Source organism: Reichenbachiella agariperforans (assembly GCF_900142205.1).
GTDB classification, from domain to species: Bacteria; Bacteroidota; Bacteroidia; order Cytophagales; family Cyclobacteriaceae; genus Reichenbachiella; species Reichenbachiella agariperforans.
In genome coordinates this window covers 213,370-239,870 of record NZ_FRAA01000001.1, presented here as the reverse complement: position 1 = coordinate 239,870, position 26,501 = coordinate 213,370, and the positions used below count along the sequence as shown (strand labels likewise).

The 26,501-nt window shown below is 44.4% G+C and carries 16 protein-coding genes; 6 read left to right on the top strand and 10 right to left on the bottom strand.

The genetic code is table 11. From position 1 onward, the window contains the following. Entirely contained in the window at positions 1-1,080 is a 1,080-nt protein-coding gene (locus BUB99_RS00870) for a hypothetical protein (protein ID WP_139280838.1), read from the top strand. Between the two features lie 56 nt (positions 1,081-1,136). On the opposite strand, the gene BUB99_RS00865 is transcribed toward BUB99_RS00870, so the two are convergent. Continuing rightward, positions 1,137-1,850, bottom strand: coding sequence for a pirin family protein (locus BUB99_RS00865; protein ID WP_073118585.1), 714 nt, complete (start codon positions 1,848-1,850; stop codon positions 1,137-1,139). Positions 1,851-2,027: 177 nt separating this feature from the next. On the opposite strand from BUB99_RS00865, the gene BUB99_RS00860 reads away from it, so the two are divergent. Together BUB99_RS00860 and BUB99_RS00855 are read left to right on the top strand one after the other, a co-directional pair. Further along, entirely contained in the window at positions 2,028-2,561 is a 534-nt protein-coding gene (locus BUB99_RS00860) for a GNAT family N-acetyltransferase (RefSeq protein ID WP_073118583.1), read from the top strand. 6 nt (positions 2,562-2,567) lie between these two features. Continuing rightward, positions 2,568-3,695, top strand: a complete 1,128-nt coding sequence (locus BUB99_RS00855; protein ID WP_139280836.1) for a hypothetical protein — start codon at positions 2,568-2,570, stop codon at positions 3,693-3,695. A 1-nt stretch (position 3,696) separates the two neighbouring features. Here the strand turns inward: BUB99_RS00855 and BUB99_RS00850 are convergent, their stop codons facing one another. From BUB99_RS00850 to modA, 4 genes are all read right to left on the bottom strand, one after another. Next, positions 3,697-4,308 carry an ATP-binding cassette domain-containing protein gene (locus BUB99_RS00850; protein ID WP_073118579.1) on the bottom strand — a complete coding sequence of 204 codons (612 nt, stop codon included), beginning with the start codon at positions 4,306-4,308 and terminating at the stop codon, positions 3,697-3,699. Beyond that, positions 4,302-4,979 (bottom strand): molybdate ABC transporter permease subunit, encoded by a 678-nt coding sequence (modB, locus tag BUB99_RS00845; RefSeq protein WP_073118578.1) that lies wholly within the window; start codon positions 4,977-4,979, stop codon positions 4,302-4,304. Before modB ends, BUB99_RS00850 begins: the two co-directional genes overlap by 7 nt. A gap of 90 nt (positions 4,980-5,069) precedes the next feature. After that, a complete protein-coding gene (locus tag BUB99_RS00840; RefSeq protein WP_221407474.1) occupies positions 5,070-14,561 on the bottom strand; it encodes a T9SS type A sorting domain-containing protein in 9,492 nt (3,163 codons plus the stop codon). Between the two features lie 481 nt (positions 14,562-15,042). Then, a complete protein-coding gene (gene modA / locus BUB99_RS00835; protein WP_170863699.1) occupies positions 15,043-15,774 on the bottom strand; it encodes a molybdate ABC transporter substrate-binding protein in 732 nt (243 codons plus the stop codon). A 187-nt stretch (positions 15,775-15,961) separates the two neighbouring features. On the opposite strand from modA, the gene BUB99_RS00830 reads away from it, so the two are divergent. Continuing rightward, positions 15,962-16,342: a DUF423 domain-containing protein gene (locus tag BUB99_RS00830; protein ID WP_073118573.1), complete on the top strand. Its 381-nt coding sequence runs from the start codon at positions 15,962-15,964 to the stop codon at positions 16,340-16,342. A gap of 40 nt (positions 16,343-16,382) precedes the next feature. Here the strand turns inward: BUB99_RS00830 and gyrB are convergent, their stop codons facing one another. After that, positions 16,383-18,341, bottom strand: coding sequence for a DNA topoisomerase (ATP-hydrolyzing) subunit B (gene gyrB, locus BUB99_RS00825; protein WP_073118571.1), 1,959 nt, complete (start codon positions 18,339-18,341; stop codon positions 16,383-16,385). Positions 18,342-18,489: 148 nt separating this feature from the next. On the opposite strand from gyrB, the gene murB reads away from it, so the two are divergent. After that, entirely contained in the window at positions 18,490-19,506 is a 1,017-nt protein-coding gene (murB, locus tag BUB99_RS00820; RefSeq protein WP_073118569.1) for a UDP-N-acetylmuramate dehydrogenase, read from the top strand. Between the two features lie 378 nt (positions 19,507-19,884). Beyond that, positions 19,885-20,796, top strand: a complete 912-nt coding sequence (locus BUB99_RS00815) for a hypothetical protein (RefSeq protein WP_139280835.1) — start codon at positions 19,885-19,887, stop codon at positions 20,794-20,796. Between the two features lie 454 nt (positions 20,797-21,250). On the opposite strand, the gene BUB99_RS00810 is transcribed toward BUB99_RS00815, so the two are convergent. The 4 genes from BUB99_RS00810 to BUB99_RS00795 all read right to left on the bottom strand — a co-directional run bounded on the left by BUB99_RS00810 (position 21,251) and on the right by BUB99_RS00795 (position 26,500). Beyond that, positions 21,251-21,868 carry a class I SAM-dependent methyltransferase gene (locus BUB99_RS00810; protein ID WP_073118565.1) on the bottom strand — a complete coding sequence of 206 codons (618 nt, stop codon included), beginning with the start codon at positions 21,866-21,868 and terminating at the stop codon, positions 21,251-21,253. A gap of 78 nt (positions 21,869-21,946) precedes the next feature. Beyond that, positions 21,947-22,441, bottom strand: coding sequence for a YehS family protein (locus tag BUB99_RS00805; RefSeq protein ID WP_073118563.1), 495 nt, complete (start codon positions 22,439-22,441; stop codon positions 21,947-21,949). A gap of 21 nt (positions 22,442-22,462) precedes the next feature. Beyond that, positions 22,463-24,259 (bottom strand): hypothetical protein, encoded by a 1,797-nt coding sequence (locus BUB99_RS00800; RefSeq protein ID WP_073118561.1) that lies wholly within the window; start codon positions 24,257-24,259, stop codon positions 22,463-22,465. 225 nt (positions 24,260-24,484) lie between these two features. Next, positions 24,485-26,500: an OmpA family protein gene (locus BUB99_RS00795; protein WP_073118559.1), complete on the bottom strand. Its 2,016-nt coding sequence runs from the start codon at positions 26,498-26,500 to the stop codon at positions 24,485-24,487. Position 26,501: the final 1 nt, after the last annotated feature.

The following is a 26,501-nucleotide window of genomic DNA, read 5'->3' as shown; positions in this document are numbered from 1 at the left end:
ATGAAAACAATTACAAACATAATCGTCATGGGATTGCTATGTCTTGTGCAGACAGTTTATGCGACGGATAGTAGCACGTCAAAGGATACGGTGGTAGTGGAGTTCGGTAAGAACAGCAGGATGATTATAATCGCGCAGAGTCAGGAGGATTTGAAACGCTTGGAGAAACTTGATATCAATCAGATTATCCGTGACTTGAACCTAAATTTAGATAGTACTGCCACGGGAGTGGAAGAGATTGTTATGATAGATTCTGTAGGCACACACTACACACAAGACACTGTTTCGACGAATAGTGATGGTGGATTGGTCTACTACGGAGAGAGTAGTTCGTCCGACTCAGATGAAGACTGGCAGGAAACCGAATGGGACGATGACGATGACAATGACAATGATTTTGATTTCGACTTTTGGAATGGTGAAAAGGATGACCGACGAACCAAAGGAAGTTTTGAGATCGAGTTCGGGATGAACAACTGGATCGAAAAAGGGAAGTTTCCAGATGCCAATGGTGCTTTGTACACCGTCAAGCCTTGGGGCTCGTGGTATGTGGCTTTGGGACATACTAACACCACGCATATTAGTGGGCCACTGATGCTCAATTGGGGAGGGAATATCTCGTGGTACAACTGGAAGTTGGACAATACCAACGTTCGAATTTCTAAGGGACCTGACGAAACGATGTTCGTGGAAGATAATACCGTGGTTGGCCGAAAGAGTAAGTTAGCAGCGACCTTTATCAATCTAAATCTCGTGCCAATGTTGGATTTCGGACATGAAGACAACAGTCTAAACACCGGTCCGTTTAAACGCTACGGGCAAAGCGGTTTTAGAATAGGAGCAGGGGGCTATGTAGGATATCGCATCGATAGCTGGACGAAGTTCATTTATGAAGAGAATGGTGACAAGCAAAAGGATAAGCAAAAGAGTAATTATTACCTCAACAACTTCCGCTATGGTGTTCGCGTACGCGCTGGGTTCAGAGGGATGGACGTGTTTATGAACTATGACTTGAACAATGTCTTTGCAGAGAATAGAGGACCCGAACTGAATGGTTTTAGCTTTGGTATCATCCTGTAGTGATAATAAGCCAAGACTGTGGGAGAGAACTCTCCCACAGTCTTGGCTTATTCAATTCAAAATTTTAGAGGCACTTCGATCAGTAAAATTCGAGCGTCAGTTTTGGCTGTTACTTCAAAATCAGCTGCTTCCCAAATTCCAATCGCATCTTTAGTACCTAGCTTTTGATCATTGATCTCCACTTCACCTTCTAGGATCATTGTATATACGCCATTATTTTGGCTGTCTTTCAATGAATAGTCTACGCTGTGTCCTTGATCTATTCGACCGAGATGAAACCACGCATTTTGATGAATCCATACCCCATCGTCATCTGAGCTAGGAGATAGAATCTGGTGTAGTTCGTTGTGTGTTTGCTTACCCAATGTAATCTGCTGATACCGAGGTGTGACATTCTTTTTATTAGGGAAGACCCAAATTTGGAGCAAATTGACTTCATCTGCTTCACTAGGGTTGTATTCGCTATGGTACACACCTGTACCTGCACTCATGACTTGCACGTCTCCCGATTTGATGACAGACTGGTTTCCCATGTTGTCTTTATGTTCTAACTCTCCCGTGAGCGGTATCGTGATGATTTCCATGTTGTCGTGCGGGTGAGAGCCAAATCCCTTGCCTGCTGCCACTATATCATCATTGAGCACCCGCAGTGCGCCGAAGTTGGTGCGCTCAGGGTTGTAGAATCCTGCAAAACTAAATGAATGATGCGCATCCAACCATCCATGATTAGCATGTCCTCTGTCCTCTGCTGCGTGAAATATCGTTTTCATAATTTTTCTGTTTTTAGTTCGGCCTATCTTTTTGATTACCTGATTAAGTATACCGTTTAATAACTTTATTTGTTACAACAAATAAAGTTATTTTTTATTTCAATTAATTTCACGAGCTGTTAACAGGAAAATATATATCACTAGCATAATATTGCATCTACTAACTATCAATCCAAAATGAGTAAAGTTCAATGGGTACGAGCTGAGTCAGTAGATGCGCTACAAGATGTAGTGGATTTGGCAGCTGAGATATGGAACGAGTACTTTCCAGCTATCATAGGTCAGTCGCAAGTGGATTATATGTTGGGGAAGTTTTCGAGTTTGGAGGCGATGTTAGCGCAGCAGTCGGAGGGGTATCAATACTATCTGATTCAGGACAGTGAGGAGTTATTAGGCTATTTTACATTTAAGACAGATAGAACAAAACTTTTTCTAAGTAAACTCTATATCTACGCTGATCATAGAGGTAAAGGTTTAGCTAGAGAAGTGTTGGCTTTTTTGAAAGAACAGGCTCGTGAAGGCTCTGTATCAATTATCCGTCTGACTGTGAACAAAGACAATATTGCGTCAATCAGTGCTTATGAGAAATTAGGCTTTGTGATCATAGAAGAAGTAGTCGTAGATATTGGTGGAGGTTATGTGATGGACGATTATGTAATGGAATACCAAATCAATGGATTCAAAGTTGTGAATATGGAGGCTAGCCATTAGATTATCATGAAATTTATAGAAGTGATCATGAATATTAAACCAATCCTACTTGTACTTACCTCATTGGTATGCCTTAGCCTTTTTATGTTTGATGTGCAGGCACAGTCTATTACGGCAGATTCTACTAAATACCCATACGTGCTCCCGATCTGGGGTCAAAAGGCACAGGATAGAGGTTTTGCAGATCAGTTGCAGTTGCCATTTGGACTCAATGTCAATTATGTCAATGCCTACATGGATTTAGCGATCACGGAGTTTGGTTTGACAATAGGTGGACAGGACTTAAGCGGAATTGTAAACACAGAAACACTCAATTTTACCAGTGTAAACGCCACTACAAATGGACTGAACTATAGAGCGGATGCTTGGATACTTCCATTTGTAAATGTGTACGCTTTGCTGTCAACTGTTACAGGTGGTACCGATGTGAGCTTGCAGCCAACATGGAAAAATTCAGTCGGTGAAACCATTTTGCAGTTGCCTGAGTTTTCTTCAAGTGTAGAATTCGATGCATTGGCATACGGTATAGGTACTACTTTTATATTTGGCTGGGAAGGTTATTTCTTGAGTACAGATGTCAATATCTCCCGAACAGATACTGAATTGCTTGAAAATCAAGTCGGATACTTGACGCTCTCTGCGCGTGCAGGACATCGTTTTTTCCTCAATAAAAATAACCGTGATTTGTTTGTCGCTCCTTATGCAGGTATCATGTACCGCAATTTTATTGGTTCTAAAGGGAATAATGGTTCTATCAATTTTGATGAAGTGTTTCCTGGTTTGCAAGAGAGTTTTGATACCCGTGTTGAGGACAAAATAGAAACCAATCAAGATGAAATTGATGTGTTGAGTGCCAATCCGATTGCCAATGCCGATGAGATTGCCAAGCTCAAGGCAGAAAATCTGGCTTTAAATACTATTAAAACGACCGTAGACGATAGTGGACTTTTTTCTACAGAAATTGACTATTTCATTCGAAAAGATTTGATTCAGACCATTACATTTCAGTTTGGCTTTAATCTACAGATCAATAAGCATTGGATGCTGCGTGGAGAATATGGTGTGTCAGATTCACAGCGATTTTTAATGACGGGTATTCAGTATCGATTTGGTGTACGGAAGAGAGGAATGTAAACTATTCGTCCTCTTTTATCTCCAAGATATCCTCTGTAAAAAAACGTAGGTCTTCGCGAATGTGACTCGATAGTATGACGTGTTTGTTTTTTAGGATAAAATAATTTTTCAAGAAGGAACTGATTTTTTGTTTGACGCTGATATCTAGTGCAGAGAAAGGCTCGTCGAGTAAAAGTATGTCAGGGTTGTAGGCAAGTGCTCGGCCGATGGCAACACGTTGCTTTTGTCCGCCGGATAGATGGTTTGTAGATTTACCCAGTAGAGAATGGATCTCTAACATGTCGATGATTTCTTTCAATTCTACTTGATCTATACCTTGAGCATAACGCAGGTTTTGTTCCACAGTCATATTAGGGAAGAGAGCATAGTCTTGAAATACCAGTCCGATGCTTCTGATCTGAGGAGCGAGATGTTTATTGTTTTGATCCCATATCATGTCGTTGAAGCTGATTTTTCCCTCAAATCTATGATTGAGACCAGCGATGGCATGTAGTAGCGAACTTTTGCCTACACCTGATTTACCAAACAGTCCGAGTGTGTTGCCGGGTTTTAGTGTGAACGAAATAGGAGTTGAGAACTGCTCGAACTGGAGACTGATTTCGGTGACTAACATAGAATGGGACGTGTAGGGTTCTTTTGTAATAACTGGAGTCCCAAGAGTACCACAAATGAAAAAATGACTAAGATGATCGCATATTGATTTGCGATATCATAGTTCATCATTTCTAATTGGTGGTAGATAGCCATGGAGGCGACTCGGGTTTCTTTGGGGATGTTGCCACCGATCATTAGGATCACACCAAACTCACCTATTGTATGTGCAAAAGTCAAAACACATGCTGACAGAATAGATGGTTTGACGTTGGGCAGGAGTACTCGGACGAATGTATGCCAACGGGATTTTCCTAGTGAGTATGAGGCTTGGGTCAGAGTGATGGGGAGCCCTTCTATGGCGGAAAGAATCGGGTTGATCATAAAAGGGAAACTAAAAATAACCGAGGCGATGAGGATACCCTGAAAACTGAATGCAAGTCGTGTATTGAATACTTGATTCCAAGCTTGTCCTAGGATTCCTGATGGACTAAATGCTAGTAAAAGGTAAAAGCCTAGAACAGAAGGAGGAAGTATCAACGGTAGTGCCACGATGGCTTTGATGAGTTTTTTTCCTGTAAAATGATACATCGAGAGGACGTATAGTATGGGTGCGATGACGAGGAAAAGAATAGCAGTGGTGTAGATCGCCAGTTTGCCACTGAGAAGTAGGGGGTGCCAAAATTCTTCCATGAGATGGCGAAGATAGAAAAGTTGATTTAAATAAGCCTGTCTGGATCAGTGCAAAAAAAAGGCGACCTTTTCATAAGGCCGCCTTTTTGATTATTTAACGATGAGTTTTTTCATCACCTGTTGATTTTTTTGTTGGACTCTGACATGATATAGTCCTGTTTCGAGATGACCATGAGGTTTGATTTCGATGTTTTGTTGTCCAAGTTGCGCGTCATATATCTGCTGGTATACCATGTGCCCTGTTGTGTTGAAAATGGTAATAGCAATTTTGCTGTTTTCATCTCCAGAGTTCAATCTAATATTGATCTGATCAGAAGGGGTAGGGTTAGGATATAACACTACGTCTATGCCTTGTTTGAACTGATCATTATCGATTTTGACTGGGCCATAGATTGTTTCAGTTCCATCATAGTCAATTTGTATCAGCCTGTAATAAGCTACACCGAAATAAGGCTGCTCGTCTATATAACTGTACTGGATTTCTTCATTGATGGTTCCGTTACCTGCTACTTGACCAATGTATTCAAATGACTCGCCGTCTGCTGACCGTTCGATTTCGAATCTGTCGTTGTTCAATTCAGAGGCTGTAGTCCAGTTGATTTTAACACTTTTAGTAATTAATTCAGCATCAAAACTAATCAGTTCAACAGGTAGTGCATCTGCAGTTTGTCCTCCTAGAGTGTAAAAGCTTAAGGATGTGTTGTTCTTCGTATTGGCCGTGATTGTCCCAGCACTCGTACTTGCTCCTGAGGATAGTCCTCCACGTCCCATGTCAGCCCAAGTGTCGTCATTATCCACGCCATTGCCTCCTCCGATATTGTCCAAAATGGATACTACCGTAGTTTCTGTCGGGATCAATACGTCGGACTGAGGTCCATATGTCATACCTATAGTAGCGCTTTGGACTGCTGAAGAGTGTACTACCCAAAACTCATTTATAGATACTTCGGTCGTTCCGATGTTGGATACGTTGTTGCTCAAGAATCCTGTGGGGTCGATGTTGACATAGCGTGCGGTCCAGTCCGACCCACCTGTAGCGTCTTCGTTGACAACTGTTGGAGCAAAAATTCCATTGTCTCCTGTTGGGAAGGTGAAGCTAGAGTTGGCCAGTAGGTTTATTTTTTTGACCACTCCATCTACGTGACTGATGGCACTTCCTCCTGTATATGTCGCTGAAGTACTAAAGGAAAGGATGTTGTCAATGCTAAATACTCCTGACTTGAATACGGTGTTGTCTGTGACTATGATTCCATCTACGAGACTCAAGTTTCCGTTGATTTGCAGTGTCGTTCCACCTGTCAGCACAATTGCATTTCCAGCTGCGGAATTGTTGATGACTACATTGAATATGCTAAAGTCTCCAGTGATGGTTTGAGTAGTAGATCCTAAGAAAGAAACAGTAGATGTCCCCCCAGTACTCGTGGTGATGTTGGTAGTACTTTGGCTTAAATCTCCATAAAGATCAAAGTAGCTGTCATTAGCGGTTGTTAGGGTGCCAGCGACCAAATTTACATCACCATTCACTTCGAATACTGCATCAGAAGCCATGTTGACTGTACCATCGTTGAGAATGAAATCTTCTCCTACAGTGAATTCTTTGTCGTCTGCAAGGTTGAGTATTCCTTCGTTTACAATGAGGTTTTCACAGATGTTGATATCACTGTTGGATACGAAAGTTTTGGTTCCTGACCCATTCAACGTCAGTTGTCTTACTTCATTGGTTTCTACCATGATGGTGTAGTCTCCGGATCCACCATACTCCAAGGCACCACCTGTGCAGTCAAAGAAGTTGAGGTAGTCACCTGCAGGAAGAGCCGCGGTGGTACCGTCACTATTAATACGTATGGTTCCAGAACCACTGACTTGACCAAGAATGTGTCCATTAGTTCCATCGATTTCTAGTATTCCATCAACAGGAAGGATCAATCTACTGAAACTGATGTTGTTGGTGTTTAGCACCAATGTTTTGCCTGAAGCGATTTCTATGGCTCCACCTATCACCGCATTCAAGTCGGTTTGTCTGACGTCTGTGCCGTTGTATATGCCGTCGCTGTTCTGGTCATAAAAGTAGTTTTCAGCGACGTTGTGGTTGCCTGAGGTAGCACCGTTGGCATCAAAGATCAAAGCTTCGAATGCGTCTGGTATCGTGGCAGGGTCTCCCGCAAAGTACTCGCCAGAGAAGTCTGTTTCAGTAGCAATCGGGAAAGTGATCGTATTCAAGGCATCATCCACATTGTCATCTGGATCTGGGTCTGATTCGATCATGCCGTCTCCATCTGAGTCAGGGAAAGGGTTCTGTACCGCCAAGTTGGGATCTGTGAATATAGCTCTAGCACCTCTGTATGTGTCCTCGGAATCTGTACCGATCACGTCATCGTCGTAGCTGGCGATGATGTTGGCATTGAAGTCGGTCAAGTCTGTTGCATTGATCAACCAGTGGTACTGCAAGATGGCGTCTTGTATCGATTGTTCTTCGCTGAGCATGATAGGTGCCACTGCGTTTCTTGGTCGAATTCTAAGTTTGCCTAGCGTAGATCCAGAATTCCCTCCAGCAAAATCCACTATTACAGGTGTGTATCGATTGCCTTCACCGACTGGGAATACGAAGTTGGTGGTCGAATTGGCTGCAAATTCTTTTTCCATACCAAAGTCAATGATAGAACTGTTGGTCTGAATTTGATTCTGTTCGCCAAAATCCAAAAGACTAGCGCCATTGCCTTCGCCATTGGTGATCGTACCCGTCGAGGTAAATAGCAAGAGGGCAGGGCCAATGTCAAAAATTCCTTCATCCAACGTCAAGTTGTTGTTGATTTGGAAATCTTGATTCGCATCGGGCAAGGCGACTCCATTTTCATTGCTGATGGTCAGGTTTCCAAAAACACCCTCACCTGAGGTGGATAGCGTCTGCTCACTATTCGTGCGTTTGAACCGTATGCCTGAGTCCACTAAGTTACTGTTCGAGGTATGTATGCCATTGTTTACCATACTTTGTCCTATGAAATCAATGGTGTTGTCATTGTCCGCCAGAGTGCCTTCTGAGAGATCAAAGGTTGCTCCAGAGATTTCAATACTTGTCTCCAAGGATAGTGTACCTGTACCTGTCTTCTCAAAATCATAAAATTCAATGGTACTTGAATTAGTTCCTCCCAGGGTCACAGTGCCTGCGTCTACGTCAAAGGTCGTTTTGTTGATTCCCGCGGTATACACTGCATTGTCATTGATCGTCATGTTACTGTACAGTGTCAAGTCTAAGTTGTTACTTCTGAACTCGACATCAGAAGAAAGAGTCAGATCCCCTTCGATAGTCAAATCTCTTGTTTTCAATTGTATGACTTCACTCTCAGAACCGATGGTGCTTTGTAGGGTAAGATTATACAAAGGAATATTACTGTTGATGCTGAAGTTGCTGTTGGTGTTTTCGAGCAAATCAATCAAAATAGTAGAACCAGTCAAGTCGTAGGTGTCAGGCTCCAGAAGCAAAGAGGCTTTGAGTGCACTGTTGGCTGTCGCGCCGTTTTGGTTGACAAAAATCAATTGTCCCCCCGTGAAGGTTAAGTTACTACCAGTATTTATTACTTCGAGCATTCCTCTTCGGTAGTCTCCTTTTGTTCCTGCCCCTATACTTACGGTACCATCTGTAATGGTCAGGTCTAGAATACCTGCCTCTGAGAAGAACCCACGTCGAATTTGTGAACCTACTTGTAGTGTAGATGCTGCATTGTTGACTTCTATTGATGCATTATTACTTGCAGAGTACTCTATGTAGTTGTTGCCATTGCCTACTCCAGTATTCATGTCTAAACTACCACCGCTGAGTATCAAACTCCCGTCAAGGATGAGCCCAGTATCGTCTCCTTCTATTTTTAGTAGACCATTTTTGATTTCTAATCCACCCGATCCTGAGGATGCGTCTGGGTTTGATAGGTTGGGGAGGTTGAAATCTCCGGTAGAGGCATCTGTCAGTGTGATGTCGATACCCGAATCGTCTAAGATGAGCGTTCCATTCACTATTTCAATTGGTTGTTCACCGATTTCAGAGGGAAGTGGGAAGGTTACCGTATTGTTTACAGCGAAGCTGGACGTATTATCCGTGCCTTTGTTCATCACCATTCTGTACAAATTAGGAGTGACAGATGCTGATGAATTGTTAATTAAGGTTTTAGACTCACTGCCAGTAAACTCAAGTATAGCGTTGTTGTTTGTGCCCGTTCCATTGTATAGGTTCAAGGAAGAACTACCTGTTAACCCTGTTTCAATTTCAACATTTCCTGCTAGTAATATGGTGTGTCGATAGCTATTGAGGTTGTTGTTTTCTACAGTGAAGCTGGCTGCACCTGATCCATTTCCATTTTCAAGTTTCAAATCACTATCTAAAGTGATTGTAACCTCTCTGTCGTCACCGATTTCGACAGAACAGCCACTATTGTCTTGCCATGAGATTCTTAAATCACCTTGAATATGGGTGTCATGATTTAGCCTCCAATTTGAGCCACGGTCTATTCTTACATCTTGCTTGATGGTGATGGGGATGGACGTTTGAAGTACACGGTTCGTACCTCCTTCAGCTTCTATTCTTAGCCTTGGATACACCTCGACATTGCTCATCATGTTTACGGTGTTGTTGTTACTAGTTACTTGGTAAGTGAAACTACTATTTGGTTCATCAGACCAAGTCCCTAGATCGGTTTCTCCAGTAAACTGTGGAGAGTTAGCTGCTGTTACTTCAAGGTACAAGTCGCCTTCACCGGATACAAGTCCTAGGTTAAGGTCAGCATCATTTTTTGTGACCCAGAGTCTAGGAGGATAACCACCTGCAGAGGCATCGTATCTCAATTCGGCAATCTCTATGTCTACATTTGCATTGACCCAGTGGTTCTGGTTGGCATTGCCATAGCTTTGGATGACAGCTATGTCACCCGCCTGTGGGTAACCGTTATTACCGCCACCTGATCCATCCGCATTGTGTGTCCATTTGGTTTGGTCGTTCCAGTTTCTACGTGAATTAAGTTTTGTGTAGAAGATGTCTGGAGAGCCAATGAAACGAGCGGCATCACCTGCTGTGAAATTGGTGTTTGTCAAAGTGAATCCAGACCCATCACCATCAAATAAGATGGAATAGTCTGTATTTTCAAAAGCTGGGTTAGAGGGAGTTACTACAGTATGAGTTTCAGAACTTCTTGTATAATCTCCTCCGTCTTCTACTTTACCAGATACGTAGCTAGCTAAGTTTGCTCCAGCAGAAGGGTCGTCATCATTGTTTCCAAAAAATTGAACATAATCCAATGTTGGTGCTGCATCAAAACCTTCGGTGCGTATTCTCCAGTAGTAGGTTAAACCTTCTCCAGTAGAGATGTCTGTTGTTTTGAGTTCTCCTTGTACAGGGTTGATGGTAATATACGCCTCACCGTCTTCGCCTAGGTCTCCAATAGAGGATAGGCTGAGTAGGACAGGGGTGTATTTGGAAGAAGCATCGCCACTTGTCCCAATACCAAGGGGAAACAAGAAATCATCATCATCCAGAGCGTCTAAGGTTGCATTTCCATTGATGTTGTTTCCTACCGCACCGGCTGGATTTGCCACCTCAGTGATTCTTAAGGATAAACCTCCATCGGACGCTTTTCCATTGGTGATGATCATGTCTTCTACAGATAAACATCCAGCACAACTACTATAGTCGGCTTGGTTGGTACTAACTGCTAAATCTAATTCTTCAACGATCAGTTTATTAGAGCCAATGTTTAACCTACCGTATTGGTATTGAAGACGTTTGATGGTTACATCATTGTCTAAGGTGACTATGCCTGTTCCAGAATTTAATCGGAAGTTTCCGAAAACGGCTCCTGGCTCTGTATTGATAGTGAAGTCATTCGCTCTGAATTTAAGAAGAGCGTTGTTTGGTGTTACTCCTGATTCGAACACTCCCAAAGTACTGGCATTATATACATCACCATAAAAACGCATACTTTGTATCCCTTGACTAAATGTCCCAGATTCAACTCTTATTGATCCTAGTTCGGGTATTCTGAAAGCATTTAAATTTCCGCTTACTTTATTTGGGGCAACCAGAGTAAGAACGGCATCCTCCTCTTTGTTGATCACTACGTTATGAAACAACTGCTCATTATTAGGTTCTCCATCATCTATTAGATTACTAACTACGAGCGAGCCACTGATACTAGAGTTGAAGGTTGTAGTATTCTGATGACTTGCTGGTACAGAAGCGTTACCTCCAGGTAAATCAATAGGCAATAGTCCAACCCCAAAATAATATTCTGCATTTTCACTTATGGTGAAATTCCTGCCTATGGTGACGTCTTGTCCCAAGTGATCAAATCTCACTGGATTGGTACCGTCCCCAATGGTGAGGTCGTTGAGCACGACAAGTGGCTGAGCTTGCATGATGACATCTGCTCCTGAGCCGTCCCCTGATTGTCCTCCAGCTAGGAAAACGATATTGTCGTCGGTAGTTTTGACGTTGACGGTGGTGTTGCCGTCGGCATCATTGATGGCACCACCTCCTGAGTTGGTCATGATGACATCATAGAATGGGGCTTTGGATACTACCTTGAAAGGAACGGTATTGTCCATATTCATGATGACCGTACCACCAGTTACTTCGATGTTTTGGGGCGCTGAGTTGATGAATATACCGCCTCCGAGATCGTCAGTTGCATCCTCGTCATTGGCTGTGCCTGTAGAGCTGGTGGTATTGTAGTTGGATCTTTGGATTTCGAGTGTACCTCCCGACATTCTGAATACATTGGCTGCTTCGGGTAGACAGAAGACGAAATAGTCAGGTTGTGTGCCACCTCCGAATGTACCACTCGGGCCTGTGCCACTTCCTCCATTGACATATACATGTCCGCCACTTTGCGTATAGCTACCTATGTCGTCTGAGGCTTGTATAGATGTCCGGATTTGATTGGCATACAATGTTCCCCCAGTGACTTCTATGCCACCAGCATCACGGATGGTAATCCCACTCTGTACCAAAAATTCTGCTATCCCTGCCGAAATCTTGAACTGGCCGTAGGGCACGAGTGCCGAACCACTTGTTTTGATGATTTCTGCACCATCTACCCATAGTTGAGCGGAAGAAGAGATGGAGTAGTTGCCTCCTTGATTTAGCGTGAAGTTCACATTCGATCCCAATTTGGCCGTCCCTGTGACCAAGGCAAAGGCATTGTTGTTGGTGCCTCCATAGCTGAGGTCACTGTCAACGCTGTAGTTTGCTCTACCGTAGAGGTTGAAGTTGCCGTCTGCACTGGCTGTTATGCTCAAGGTATGTGCAGCCGATTCCTTGTCAATTTTGATTCGGTAGAAATTCGCGATAGCGTTGCAAGTCAGCAACTGATCTTTCTCCGTGTTGAGAAAGTTGAGGTCTACAATTCCGTCCGTGGCAGTACTTGTCAAGTTGGCAGAGGTACGTTGGGTGAAGTTTGCCGGGCCATTGATGGAGAAGTTTCCATAACTATTGAATTGGTGACGCTGATTGGCATCTCCTGTTGTGAGAGAGGCACTGGCTGCTATCGATACGTTGTTGACTACATCGATCGTTAGATTGGCATCAGAGAAGCTCACGTCTGTGTATGTCTCTCCGTTGTTTCTATGGATTTGCAATTGACCTTGTGTGAGGTTGAGGTTTCGTGTGAGATAGAGGTCTCTTTGCAAGATGACTAAATCTGTACTGTTGTCCATGTTAATAGTCAAGCTTCTAGAAACAGCACCATTTGGGTCTGTGATGATTCCTGTACTGAGATCTTGGTTTAGTAGGAAAGGTATACCCGTCGACGCTGTGTTAAGGGTGATCGTTCCTCCGAGTAGTTGATCAGCGAATGCTGAGTAATCACCTTCAGGTAGGTTCTCCAAAAAAGCACTGTTGTCTACATTAGGAGACCCTTGTAGAGATAAAGTCCCTGCGCCAGAGATTGTTGTGAAATTATTACCTGTGGAAGTTAAGAGGTTTAGTCTACCTGATGAGCGCAAAGCGAGCGATTGTACGCTTACATTGTCTAAGATTGTGGAGCCATCTTGTTGGTACATGGAGATCGTACGACCTGCTGTGATGATGACCTTGTCTGCAGACCCAGGTACTTCATTGTTAGGGTTGTCAAATAAGGGAGTAGTCGCTCCGTCTAGAGTCCAAGAGTTTGGGTCACCCCAAGCCCCTGTTTGAAAGGAATACCAGGTTTGTTGCACATCGCCCAAGGGGCTCAATGTATTGTCTTCTGTTGCTACGGTATAGAAGTCGTCTGTCAGCGTAACTCCTGAGAAGGAAATAGTATTATTGACATCATCGATAGATACGGTACCGCCTGCATCTGACCAGTTCCCCGAGTTGGCAGTAGATCGAGAGATGAGTTTATAGTTGGAGGCATTTGCCAACGCGACATCAGGTATCCCTGCTTCATCCAAGTTAAAAGTAATGTCTACTGTGAGCGGAGTACCTGTGTCCGTTTGGTCGATGTACCACACACGTTGCATTCTTGCAGGAGATGCACCTCCTATACCAGCTATGTCAGATTCCAGTAGGGCATTGTTTATGGTCTTGTGTCCTGCAAATACATAGTCGCCATCGTCCAATCCGCTGTTTGCAGTCAGCTGAAGCCCTTCACTAGTCGATGTAGAGAGCGCTGTAGCTCCTGTAGCTTTCCCTATACCAAAAACACCGTAGGTGTGCTCGGAGTTGACTTCTAGATCACCTGCATAGAAATCGTTGGCAGTGGCCAACCCATATCTTGCATTCAGATAGTTTTGTACGATGATATATTTTGTGTCGTCTAGTCTTTCGCTGAAGAGAAAAACTTCTGCTATTTCTCCGTCATAATAACTGCCTGAGCCTGAACTTCCTAATCTTGAAGGCCCATTTCCAGTTTCTCCGTCGTATGAGATGGTGTTGGCAGTAGTTTCTGAGTTGATGAGTTCATCATTGTTGTAGAGCCAAAAATCATTGGTTGATGGGTCAAAGCCCATTCTAGCCAGGTGAAAGTTGTTGACAGTAAAGATATTGTCTTGGGTAGGATCATTGTGAGAAGACTGTACATCAAATCCTCCTGCGCTATTTCGAACAAATACTTGTACATCATTTAGTTTGTTGTTGTCAGCAGGGGTACCGTCTCCACCGTTGGAAAGGAGTGTGAAAAAGGACGCATTCCCTGTTGTTCTAGGAAATTGCATGACATAGCCAGAGTTGGTAGAAGGTTGTTTGAAAATCACAAACACATCTCCAGTCTGGGTAGGGTCATCACCAGATAGTCCGAAAAAATCTTGTGTGCTAGCTCCTTGCATGTAACTATTGGACGAAGCAACAAAATCTACAGTGGGGTGTTCGTTGATATCCACAGCTGCAGTATTGAAGGAGGGTCTTCGGGTTGCGTTGGTTTGCGTCATGTCTCGCCCGTTTCCACTCCAGTCAGACCAGGTCTGTACTTTGTTGTCAATCGTAGAGATTCCTTGATCTGCTCTGAGCCATAGCTCGAGTGTCGAGCTGCCGTCGGTAGTTCCTAGTCCGGCAGGACCTGTTTGAGCGAGAAGGGAAGCGGTCGTAATGCACAAGATGGATGCGAGTAGAAACTGTTTCATATGGTGTGCTAAATGTATTGGGGTCATATTCTTTTTGACAAACTGTAATGCCTTGACAGGGTTGTTTTTATATTTTGGTTCCATCTAGTATTAGGTAGCTGCGACTAGCAGCAACTATTACGTTTATAGAAATAAATACTATACAGGGGATATTCAAGTGTTTGTATCAGTGTTTTACTTTTTAATCTAGAATTAAAAAATGAAGTGATACAGGTAGGGTGGGGTTGGCTTTGGGTATGTAGATTTGATACTTACCTTTGTGAAGGCAAGTGGAGATCGACATATTTTTAGATCGTAAGGATGTATCCATTCGGTCTTTTGTTTGTTGTCTAAAGTTAGGATTAAAGTGAGTTGAATCACTTTTAACCGCAAGTTTATTGAAAATACAATATATACTGCTGTATTATATAAGATAATTACGTACATACTGCTGATATATTTCACAGTGTCACTATTTTTTTGTTTTAAATTTCATGTACGTTTAGTTATTTAAATAGCCATATTTTTGAATGATAGACTTGGCATTATTATCGTTTCGCAAGTAGTCAAGAAAATCACGCGTGTTGTCATTGATAATCAAAGCAGACTGAGGGAGTGCTGGGGCAGTCTCAGAGGATAGCTCAATCCAACAACAGGCCACTTTGGATGACAGTTTGTTTTTAGATGATAGAGAAGTGAACGCAGCATCTACTGAATGGGTGTAGATATACTGGTTGACTATAGATATGTTTTGACCGTATATCAGTTTGTTTGATATATCATCTAGTACTTTTATTTGTGTTAGATATTTCCTTGCCGCATTGCCAAAAGGAGCTAGGTCAGGTTGCGCTATACCAATATTTGTACATTCTGTACCAGCCAAATAATCATGTATTTGATCTGCGGGAATATCCTTTTTGGTGTATAAGATTAATTTATTGTAAGCAAAGATTACAGGTGCGGATACACCAAAACCTTCTTGATGTAATAGGGAGGTGTACTTTTGGTCGGCCGATAGAAAAATATCAAAAGGAGCCCCGTTTTTTATCTGGTTGGCGAGTGTGCCCGAACTGTTAGTGATGATTTCAAGGCTTTGTGGATGGGTAGCTTCAAACTTGGGTTTGATTTCTTCTAAGAAGTCTACCATGCTTGATGCAGCAGCAATTCGCAAGGATTGAGCGAAAGAACCTAAGCTCAGAATACTTAATACTATAGCCGCTGCAATCTGTTTCAAATACATAGATAGTTATGATAATCTGATGTTCAAAGGTGACGTGAATCGAAGTGTTATCCTATAAGTTATATGCTTAAATCTGAATTTGGGTTATTTCACTTAGTTATAAGGGTAAGGTCTAAGTAGTATCTTCCTTTTTAGCCTAAAATTAAAGTACTAACATTGTGGCGAATTAATCGCTTGAAAAATGGATACTAAAATAATACGAAGTGGGGCTATTATGGCTCTTTTGACGGTGGCTATAGGGGCATTCGGGGCGCATGGATTGAAGGGAGTATTGATGCAATATGATACCGTCGAAATATTCGAGACTGCGGTTCGCTATCAGGGCATGCATGCGATTGCTTTACTTGTTCTAGGGGTACTCACCATGCAGTATGAGACCAAGTGGCTGGTGCGATCGGCGTGGCTATTCGTGTTAGGGGTAGTGTTTTTTAGCGGATCGCTGTATGTGCTTAGTGTGACGGGGATTAAGTTTTTAGGAGCTGTAACGCCTATTGGAGGGGTGCTTATGATATTGGGCTGGCTAAGTTTGATTTTTAGCCTCAAAAGAAAAGAGGTATCTTAAATAATAAGATACCTCTTTTGAAATGATGCGATGAGCTCTATTACACGTCTACATTCGCATATTTAGCATTTTTCTCGATGAAATCACGACGTGGTGCTACTTCATCACCCATCAGTACAGAGAAGAGGTGATCTGCCTCTGCTGCCGAATCTACAGTTACTTGCTTCAAACTCCTGAATTCAGGATTCATAGTAGTCGTCCATAGTTGCTCTGGGTTCATCTCACCGAGACCTTTGTATCGTTGTACACCTACAGAGTCTTCTTTGCCATCTCCTGCTAATTCCATGGTTACTCTCGCACGGTCTTCTTCAGACCAAGCGTAGCGCTCTTTCTTTCCTTTTTTCAACAAGTAAAGAGGAGGGAGGGCGATATAGAGGTACCCATTGTCGATCAATGACCTCATGTACCTAAAGAAGAAGGTCAAGATCAACGTACGAATGTGACTACCGTCGATATCCGCATCCGTCATGATGATGATTTTGTGGTATCTGAGTTTTTCCATGTTCAGTGCCTTTGGGTCATCATCGGTACCGAATTTGACACCTAGTGCGGTGATCATGTTTTTGATCTCTTCATTGTCGTAGATTCTGTGCTCTTGGGCTTTTTCTACGTTGAGGATTTTACCTCTTAGCGGTAGGATCGCTTGGAATTTTCTATCACGCCCTTGTTTGGCTGATCCACCTGCAGAGTCTCCCTCTACGAGGTATAACTCACATTTGCTAGGGTCTCTTTCCGAACAATCGGCTAGTTTCCCAGGAAGTCCTGTGCCTGATAGTACGTTTTTACGCTGTACCATTTCACGTGCTTTTCTAGCGGCGTTTCTAGCTTGTGCGGCTAGGATTACCTTTTGCACGATCATTTTGGCTTCTTTCGGGTTTTCTTCTAGGAAGTTGTTGAGGATTTCGCTGACACTGGTGTCTACTGCGCCTACTGCGTCCGAGTTACCTAGTTTTGTTTTGGTCTGTCCTTCGAACTGAGGCTCAGCTACTTTGATCGAGATGATAGCGGTTAGCCCTTCTCTAAAGTCATCGCCAGTGATGTCGACTTTCACTTTGTCTAGCATGCCAGACTTGTCCGCGTAGGCTTTCAAAGTACGGGTCAGTGCTCGTCTAAAACCTGCGACGTGGGTACCTCCTTCGATGGTGTTGATGTTGTTGACGTAGGAGACTACATTTTCCGTATAGGAGGTGTTGTAGGTCAGGGCTACTTGCACTGGGATGTCTCCTTTTTCTCCCTCCATATAGATAGGTGTAGGGATTAGTTTTTCTCTAGAGCTATCTAGGTACTCGACGAACTCTACAAGCCCACCTTCTGAGTGAAATATTTCGCTTTTGAAGTTCCCATCCTCTTCGATTTCTCTTTCGTCCGTTAGGTTGACGGTGATTCCTGCATTGAGGAAGGACAACTCTCTGAGTCGTGTAGCGACTGTTTCGTATTTGTACTCACTGACGGTGAAAATACTCGTGTCAGGCCAGAACTGTACGTGCGTACCTGTGATGTCTGTCGTCCCGATTTCTTTTACGTCGTATTTTGGGATACCGATACCATATTCTTGTTGGTAGATTTTTCCCTTGCGGTGTACGGTCACTTCTAGTTTGGTAGAGAGTGCGTTGACACAGGATACACCGACACCATGCAGACCGCCTGATACTTTATAGGTGTCCTTGTCGAACTTACCTCCTGCGTGAAGGACAGTCATGACGACCTCTAGGGCTGATTTCTTTTCTTTTTCGTGGTAGTCGGTAGGGATGCCTCGTCCATTGTCAGTGACGAGGATAGAGTTGTCTGGTTTGATGGTGACGTTGATGGTGTCACAGTGTCCTGCGAGTGCTTCATCGATAGAGTTGTCTACTACCTCCCAGATCATGTGGTGAAGCCCTTTGATTCCGACATCACCGATGTACATGGCAGGTCGTTTTCTTACTGCTTCTAGTCCTTCGAGGACGGTAATATTACTTGCCGAGTAGTCTCCTTTAGGTGTTTTGTTTTCTTCGCTCATTTCCACTTTTTAAAATCCTACAAATCTACTAAAACTAAGTGCTTCGGTGGTCGGTTTTGAGGAGTTTTTTGGATCAAAATAAAGGGATATCATCAGGGCTTTGATAAATTGCAGCCTTTACTCCAAGTTCCAATCATAATTCGATTCTATGTCATTGATTCAAACCGATGTTTCTCTCAAACCTTACAATACTTTTGGGCTAGATGTGGTGGCGCAGTACTTCGCCGAGGTGACTACTGAGTCCGAACTAAAAGAAGCACTGGAATGGGCTAGGGAGACAGGAGTAGAGCCTTATGTCCTTGGCGGTGGCTCGAATATCTTGTTGACACAGGATGTGAAAACACTCGTGATCAAGAATGCCCTCAAGGGCGTGACGGTGCTGGAAGAAAGCGATACGGAGGTTCGAGTACAAGTCGCCAGTGGAGAGGTGTGGCACGCGTTTGTGCTGCACAGTATCGCACAAGGCTGGGGAGGGATAGAGAACCTGTCGCTGATCCCTGGGACTGTAGGTGCTGCGCCGATGCAGAATATCGGCGCGTATGGTGTAGAGATCAAAGACGTGTTCGGCTCACTGACCGCACTGGATAGAGCGCACTTAGAGACCAGAACCTTTGCCGCTGACGAATGTCAGTTCGGGTACCGTGAGAGTGTGTTCAAGAAGGAGTTGAAAGGCAAATACATCATCACCTCGGTGACTTTGGTGCTCTCCCGAAATGCCCAGCTCAATACGAGCTATGGCGCCATCAATGAGACCCTGACCGAGCGTGGGATTGCCAACCCGACGATACGTGACGTGAGTGATGCGGTCATAGCGATCCGTCAGTCCAAACTACCCGACCCAAAAGTGATCGGCAACTCAGGGAGCTTTTTTAAGAACCCGGTGATCGCTAGTGCGCAATATGAGCAACTCAAAGACCACTACGAAATCCCTGGCTACCCTCAGCCTGATGGGCAAGTGAAAGTCCCCGCAGGATGGCTCATCGAGCAAGCAGGCTGGAAGGGCAAGCGAATCGGTGCGATCGGTGTACATGACAAACAAGCCCTCGTACTCGTCAACCACGGAGGAGGTAGTGGGCAAGCCCTCTATGATCTAGCGATGGAGATCCAAGCCTCCGTCCAGTCCAAATTCGGGATCGAGATCCTACCTGAGGTCAACGTACTGTAGGTTTTTTTACAGCTTTTTTAGTACAAGCAAGGATTGCTTTGAGACAGGTCAAGGGGTACCAGCTTTTTGATGATCAGTCTTATCCCAACCAACCATTCTCCTTTTTTTACCCGAATTATGCTATTGTTTCATGCGGGTAAAATGCCTTAAATTCAAACACGTGTCTTTGACGCTCCAAACACGTGTCTTTGACGCTCCGAACACACGTGTTTGATGCTCCGAACACACGTGTTTGCGAGCCGGAACACACGTGTTTGATTTACCCCCTTCTAAATGCGTTTAAACGCACTTTTTTTGATGTGCAGAAGGGGGGAAGCCAGATGTTTTTCTTATTTTGTATCTGAAAATGAAATCGATACCCACCCAAACCACCTAGTGATGAAATCATACCTGTATTGCGCCGTGCTTGCTGTTGTACTCGCGTCCTGTATCGACACAGAAAGTCGGCTCCCTGAAGAAGAGGGAGCGAATGTTTTGATAGAAGAGCAGCTCCTGCAAAACAGCCAAAAAATGATAGAAGCCGCCAAGACCAAATCATTTGCAAAGATCAGTAATCTCTATGACAAAGAGGCCATGCTCATGGCAGAGTACAACCCGTTGATTACAACTAGGGACAATATAAAAGTATACTACGAAGAGATATTTGGTCGAGAAGATGTCAAAACATACACGAGAGCGCTGATCGATACGCTCGTTTTCGAGGACAGGGTCATCGAGATAGGTTTGTTTACCAAGGTGCTGGACAGTTCGGATGTGTATAGAGGCAAGTACTTCAACGTATGGAAACGAGACAGTGCCCAGCATTTGACCCTGCTGGCGGAGGCTTTTGGGTACCTGCATCAGGTAGAGGCCCCATCCCCATTAGTGGTGCATAGTGTCGCAAAAGCCGAGGTGGAAGCCATCACCATCCCATGGGAACTGGAAGCATACAACGCACTGAATGAAACCAATGTAATAGACCGAATCCCCGAAAAATCTGCGAACGCCTACTCGGTAGATGCCATGTATTTGCCCTTCGCAGATACTATACAGTCGGGCAGATCGGTTCTGGTGCAGCACTACCAAGACTACTATAGGCATCCTGCCAAAATAGACTCTATACAAGTGATTCCCTTTGCGGTCGATACAGTAGACAATGGGTATATCAGGTACGCAGGATTCTATGTGGACTGGTCTGTGCCGGGATTTTCGGGGAGTACTGCAGGGACTGGGATCTCATACTGGCGTAGGGAAGAAGATCGTTCCCTGCGTATCCATCGACAGATCGGCTTGCACATCCACCGAGAATAAACTCGTGGGGCAGAGCTTCGTCTAGGGAATTCCATGCCAAAAGGTGTTTTTTTCAACAGTATGGAGCAGTAGGAGACCGAGCCAGACTTCTCGTCGCTGTGCTCGCTCGAAGTGACGGAGGTATTGGTTAGTAGGTTTGAGAGGAGTGACTAGTTGTATGTAGGTCACCCCCTTCTGGTCTTAGGTTAAGCGCGAGCGATCCTAAGACCCAAAATGTAGAAGGGCGTTCGCCCGTTGTTGGGTTTTGCAGGGTGAGTAACTGCTGAACAGCTTGTAGTGGGGGGATTGTACCGATCTGCGTCCTCGTGCCTCGTCCTAGTCGGGCAATGACGGTACTTTTGGTTTGGTAGGCTTGGGTCTATATGCAAAGTGTTCAACCACTCTATTCTACCCGTCATAGCCTGGCGATAGACCAGGCTATCCCCATCGGCGAGCGGAGAAGTAGACTAATCAATCATTGAGCGGAGACAGATGCCTTTTGGCACTTGATCAGATAGAAGGGTTGGTTTTCGGAAATCTCTGTGATCTCAAATAGTCCCACTTTGTCAAATTCTCTATGGATTGATTCTTTGTCATAGAAGTATATCTTAGCCCCTTGGTGTAGTTCATATCTATCCTGACCAATGCGTGTGCCTTTGCCGTAGGTCGGGGCTTCTTTTGAAATCACCGTGAAAACCATATAGCCACCCTCTGATAGCTGGTGGTAGCAGTCTTGTACTAGCTTTTCTCTGTCCTTGCTGTCCAATAGATGGATCAAGGCATAGCAAAAGATTCCATCATATTGGGTGTTATCAAAAGGCATGTCGGACACACTGCCGTGATAGATGTTCATGGATGAGCCATAGTGCTTTTTAGCCATTTCGATGGCGGTTTTGGAGACTTCTATGCCCGTGACGTCTATCCCGCTGTTTTTGAATACTTGAGCATTTCGCCCATAGCCTATCCCTGGGATAAGGATGTTCTTAATGGCTTTGTTAATAAAAAAGTCTTTGGTTAATACTGCCGAATAGGAAGGCTCAAAGCCCCACATTTCCTGCTTTTCGATAAAATTCTCTTCCCAAAACTCAGTCATGGCTCTTGTCTTATTGGATCTGTCTAACAGCCTTATACATGAAATCCTCTAATAAGGTTGACCCAAATGGTTCATAAACTAATTCGTTTTCTTCAGCCTTTGTTTGAGTTTTTCCTCTGCACGGAGTTTGATCTGTAGGCCATTGAGGAAGTTGCGCAGGAACTGATCCTGACACGAGCGGTACTGGGGTTGTTTGGGATTGCGAAAGAATGCACTGAGTTCGTGCCTGCTGATGGGCATATCCGCTAGTTCGTACAGCGCTAGGGTGGCCGCTTCGTCGAGGTTCATGGCGATGCGGAGCTTCCTAAAGATGATGTTGTTGTTGAGGCGAGTGGTGGTGACCGGTTTTGCACCTTCTTTTTTGCCTCTCTTGTCTGTGATCAAGCCATCTAGGAAGTTGGACAAGTCACGGTCGGGTAGTTCTACGAACCCGGGTTCTTCATTCTTGGTGAGCCAGGCTTTTACCTGCGCTCTGGTCACTACCTGCTCGTTTAGTCCAAAAATGGCGACCATTTGCGCATCATTGAGGTCTAGGGCATAGCGTACTCTACGCAGGATATCGTTATTTGTCATGTTTTACTTTATATCTATCGATCAAAACTGGATACTCAAACCAAAGTAGGGAGAAATATACTGTGTGGTCTCGTACCCATTCTCTGTAGGTGTAAAGGTATAGAAGTAATCGACACCTGCCACGATAAAGCGGTTGAGATGATAGACGAATCGTACTTTGGCCAGTGACCTTTCGTCTAAGGTAAAGGCGTCATTTAGTTCTGTCAGTCCTCCTTTGAAGTACTTGGCATGAATAGAGACTTTGTCAAACAAGCGGTCTACATCAGCGGTCAAAGTGACGACAGCTGGGGCCGCTTCGCCGATATGATCTGGGAGCAAAAGGCTCCCGCCAATGTTTACTTTCTGAAGGATATGGCCTGTGATGCTGCCATAGATGCCTTGCATTTTTTCGACTGAGGCGAGGGAGAGTAGTTTCCCATCCTTGTCTATCTCATAGGAGGTATCAAAGAACTGTGGAAGGTAGTAGTCCGAGTAGGAGAGTCGCTCGATTCGGAGGTCGGTACTCAACAAGTCCGCGATGAAGTGAAACCGGAAGTTGAAACCTGCACTGATACCCGATCCATCTGTGAACTCGTCTGAAGGCATGGTGAGCTCACCAGCAGTCTGTTGTGCATCGATCGAATCTAACAACGCCGGGGTGCTGACGTTGAGCTTCGAGTAGTTGGCAAATAGGTCGATCTGGATGAAAGGGACACGGAGGAGTGTCAGTCCTGCGTCTACATTGAATGCGCTGATACCATCCTTGGTGAAAGCATAGGTCGCGTTGGTGTCTCCAGTACCTAGCAGATGAGTCTGGTCATGATCGGATAGGTAGGTAGCTCCTATCTCCAAACTGCGAACTATAGGCACGAAAGTCCAACTGAGTGGTCTCACATAGGGTCTGACGGCAAAAAGGTTGAAAGAGCTAGGGTCAAAATCGCTATACATGCCTTCTATGCCGGCGAGCCCTTTGACGTTGATGTCATAGTGGAGTCCGATTTTACGCTTTTCGTAACTGATGCTGTTGGAGTAGTTGTTGACCAACCCCCCATATCCGATCATCGTGCCGGGGAGAGAGCCGACTTTGACGTAGACAGGGTCTACTTTTTGTTGTCCGTATCGGACGTAGCTCAGGAGTCTGAGTGCCCCGACACCATCTTCGTACATCTCCGTACGGATGCTCTGGTCATCAATCCCATAGAGAATAGGTACATCCAGACCCACGCCGACTTTGCCGAGGCTAAGCTCTGGAGCTAATACTAGCCCTGCATAGGATTTTCCATCGATGACGGTGTAGGTGAAGCCTCCGTTGATGGCAGAGCCATTGTTGACAGGGGGAAGCCCTGCACGGAAGTCTTCGGCAGGTTCTTTGTCCTTGTCTTTGTCCTTTCTTTCTTCGCGTTTGGCTGCTTTTTGCGCTTGTTTTGTAGAGTCTTGCGCTGCTTGCTGTGCTTCTAGTGCTGCGAGTTCTTCGGTAGTAGGGCCTTCTTCTAAAGTCGTGGAGTCTACAAATATGTAGCTGTCCTGCACTACAGTGTCTGTAGGGATGATGAGCTCTTCTGAGGCCAGGCTGTCCGCTACCGCTGTTTGAGAAAGGGAGTCTACGGTGATAGTTTCAGGTTTGACTTTGGTGGTGTCAGCTACCACAGCCGCTGCAGGTGCAACTTGCTCGGCAGTATTTGTTTCCTTGTTTTTTTTCTTCTTTTTCTTTTTGTCCTTTTTGGTATCCTCCCATAGATAGGAGTAGTCTGCGAATGGATCTTCTTCGGGAGTCTCTTGTGCGAAGGATAGAGTAGATAAGCTGATCAATACGATCAGTAGGGGTAATACTTTTCTCATAGCGACTGTTTAAATCAAAGTGGCTACTGCAGCTAGGCAATAAGCACCGACAATATTAACGAGAATGGGGCTGATTATTGTAGGCTTGCTTAGGAAATTGGGCTTAGTGTTCAGTATTCAATTATTAATCGACCTCAGGTTATTTGTCTAGTGGTAGTAGGATATACCGGAGAGGGATCATAGCCGCATAGAGCGGATATTATAGACCAACCCTATAGCCCAAGGTTACAGTTCCGTGACCAGTAGTTCGGTTCGCCGGTTCAGCTGATGGTCGTCTTCGCTACAGTCGTCTTGGCAATCCACGATGGGTTCTGATTCTCCCATACCTACAGGTACGAGTCTGTCCTCACGGATACCAGCATTGACCATGTAGTCGACTACTGATTTGGCTCTACGTTTGGAGAGGCGCATGTTGTAGTTTTCATTGCCTCGGGTATCGGTATGGGAGTGGAGTTCCGCTTTCATCGTAGGGTTGTCTTGCAACATTACGATGAGGTAGTTGAGCTGAAACTTAGAGGAGTCTCTTAATGTTGCCTTGTCAAAATCGTAGAGAATGTCTTTTAGTACCATAGATTTGCCGACCTGCATCGAGTCCAGCGGAACAGGCCAAAAGAGTTCGCCGTTCAGTTCGTTACCAGACAGGTAGGTGACTTGGTTGGTGAAGTAGTTTTGTTTGGCGGCTAGTACGGAGTATTCTACACCCGTATCTAATACATAGACGAAGGAGTCGTTTCGAACCTCTATCGGTGCTAGGTATTGGTTGTTTCGTGTGTCTACGACATTGATGGATGCATTGGATAGAACTTTATAGTTGGTAGAATCTGCCAAACTTGTAGAGTCATTTACTTGAGTGGTATCCACTGCGTAGACGTATGCGATCAGTTTGTCGTCATTCTTTTTGGTGTATTCGTAGCTATAGATGACATCATTGAGTTCGTTGCGCCGGTTGGACACGAAGTAGCCTTCTTTGCCTGTACGGGTGATCATCCCAAAATCATCCTTATTGGAATTGACGGGTGCGCCTACATTTTTGATGGGGCCAGGCGTATTTCCGTTGAGTATGGTTTTGTAGATATCCAGTCCACCCAGTCCAGGTCTGCCATTGGAGGCGAAATAAAGAACGTTTCCATTGAGAGATGGAAATACATCACGCTCAGTCGTGTTGATCTGAGGCCCCATGTTTTTGGGTTCTGACCATCCGTTAGCCGTTTTGTAGGTGATGTATAGGTCTGCGTGTCCATAGCCGTCGGGCTGATCTGAGGAGTATATCATGAAGGAACCGTCTTCTGCTACAGCAGGGTGAGCACTGTTGTAGTCGGGACTATTGTATGGAAAGGGCCTGATGTTTTGAATCTTGTCGTCCTCGATTTCTGCAAAGTAGATATTAAGAGACTCTACTTCACTTTTGCCTCTTACTGCTTTGTTTTTCTTCTCGACGGCATTTCTCGTCAGTGCAATCATAGACCCATTTTCAAAGGTACTGACAGGTCCTTCGTGGTATTTGCTGCTTGTCTTTTTGCTGAACAATACTGCTTTTTCAAACCCACCGTCAGGTCTCTTTTGTGTGAAGTAGATGTCAAAGTAGTTGGATCGGTTTTTCTTGGTTTTACTCCGAATGACGACTTTTTCATTCATGTCAGAGATGAACAGGAAGCCTTCCTTGTAGTATGCTGGTCCGAAATCGTTTCGATTGTTGTTTTTGGTCAGGTTGGCGATTTGATAATACTTCTGATCCTTGCTGAAATCATGTACATCTGCATAGGCACTGAGTCGAGCGAATTGTTCTGGGTTGGCATGATCTAATCCTTGATAGACTTCATACCAGTAGGATGCTTCGTCGTATTTTTTATTACTGGCCAGTGCCTCGATGTAGGCATAGAGTACTGCTGCTTTGAGTGAATCCGAGATCACCAGCTTAGATGAATCCATGGCACTCGCTACTTTGTTTAAATCCACATGAGACAGGTATTGACTAAACACAGGTTCTGCTGAGATATTATCGTTGATTTTGCGATAACTACGTGCCAACTTCAACATGGCCGACGTATTCGTGGAATCTTCCTCTAGCGCATATTTGTAATATTTGATGGCAGCAATGTAAGAGCCATTGGCCATTTCTACATCTCCTTTTTTCTCACTTTTCATCCCCGTATAGGTGATTTTGGCGTACTGAGCTTGCGTGACAAATACACTAAAGATTGAAAGAAATAGAACCAGACTATATTTAATCAATGGATTCATA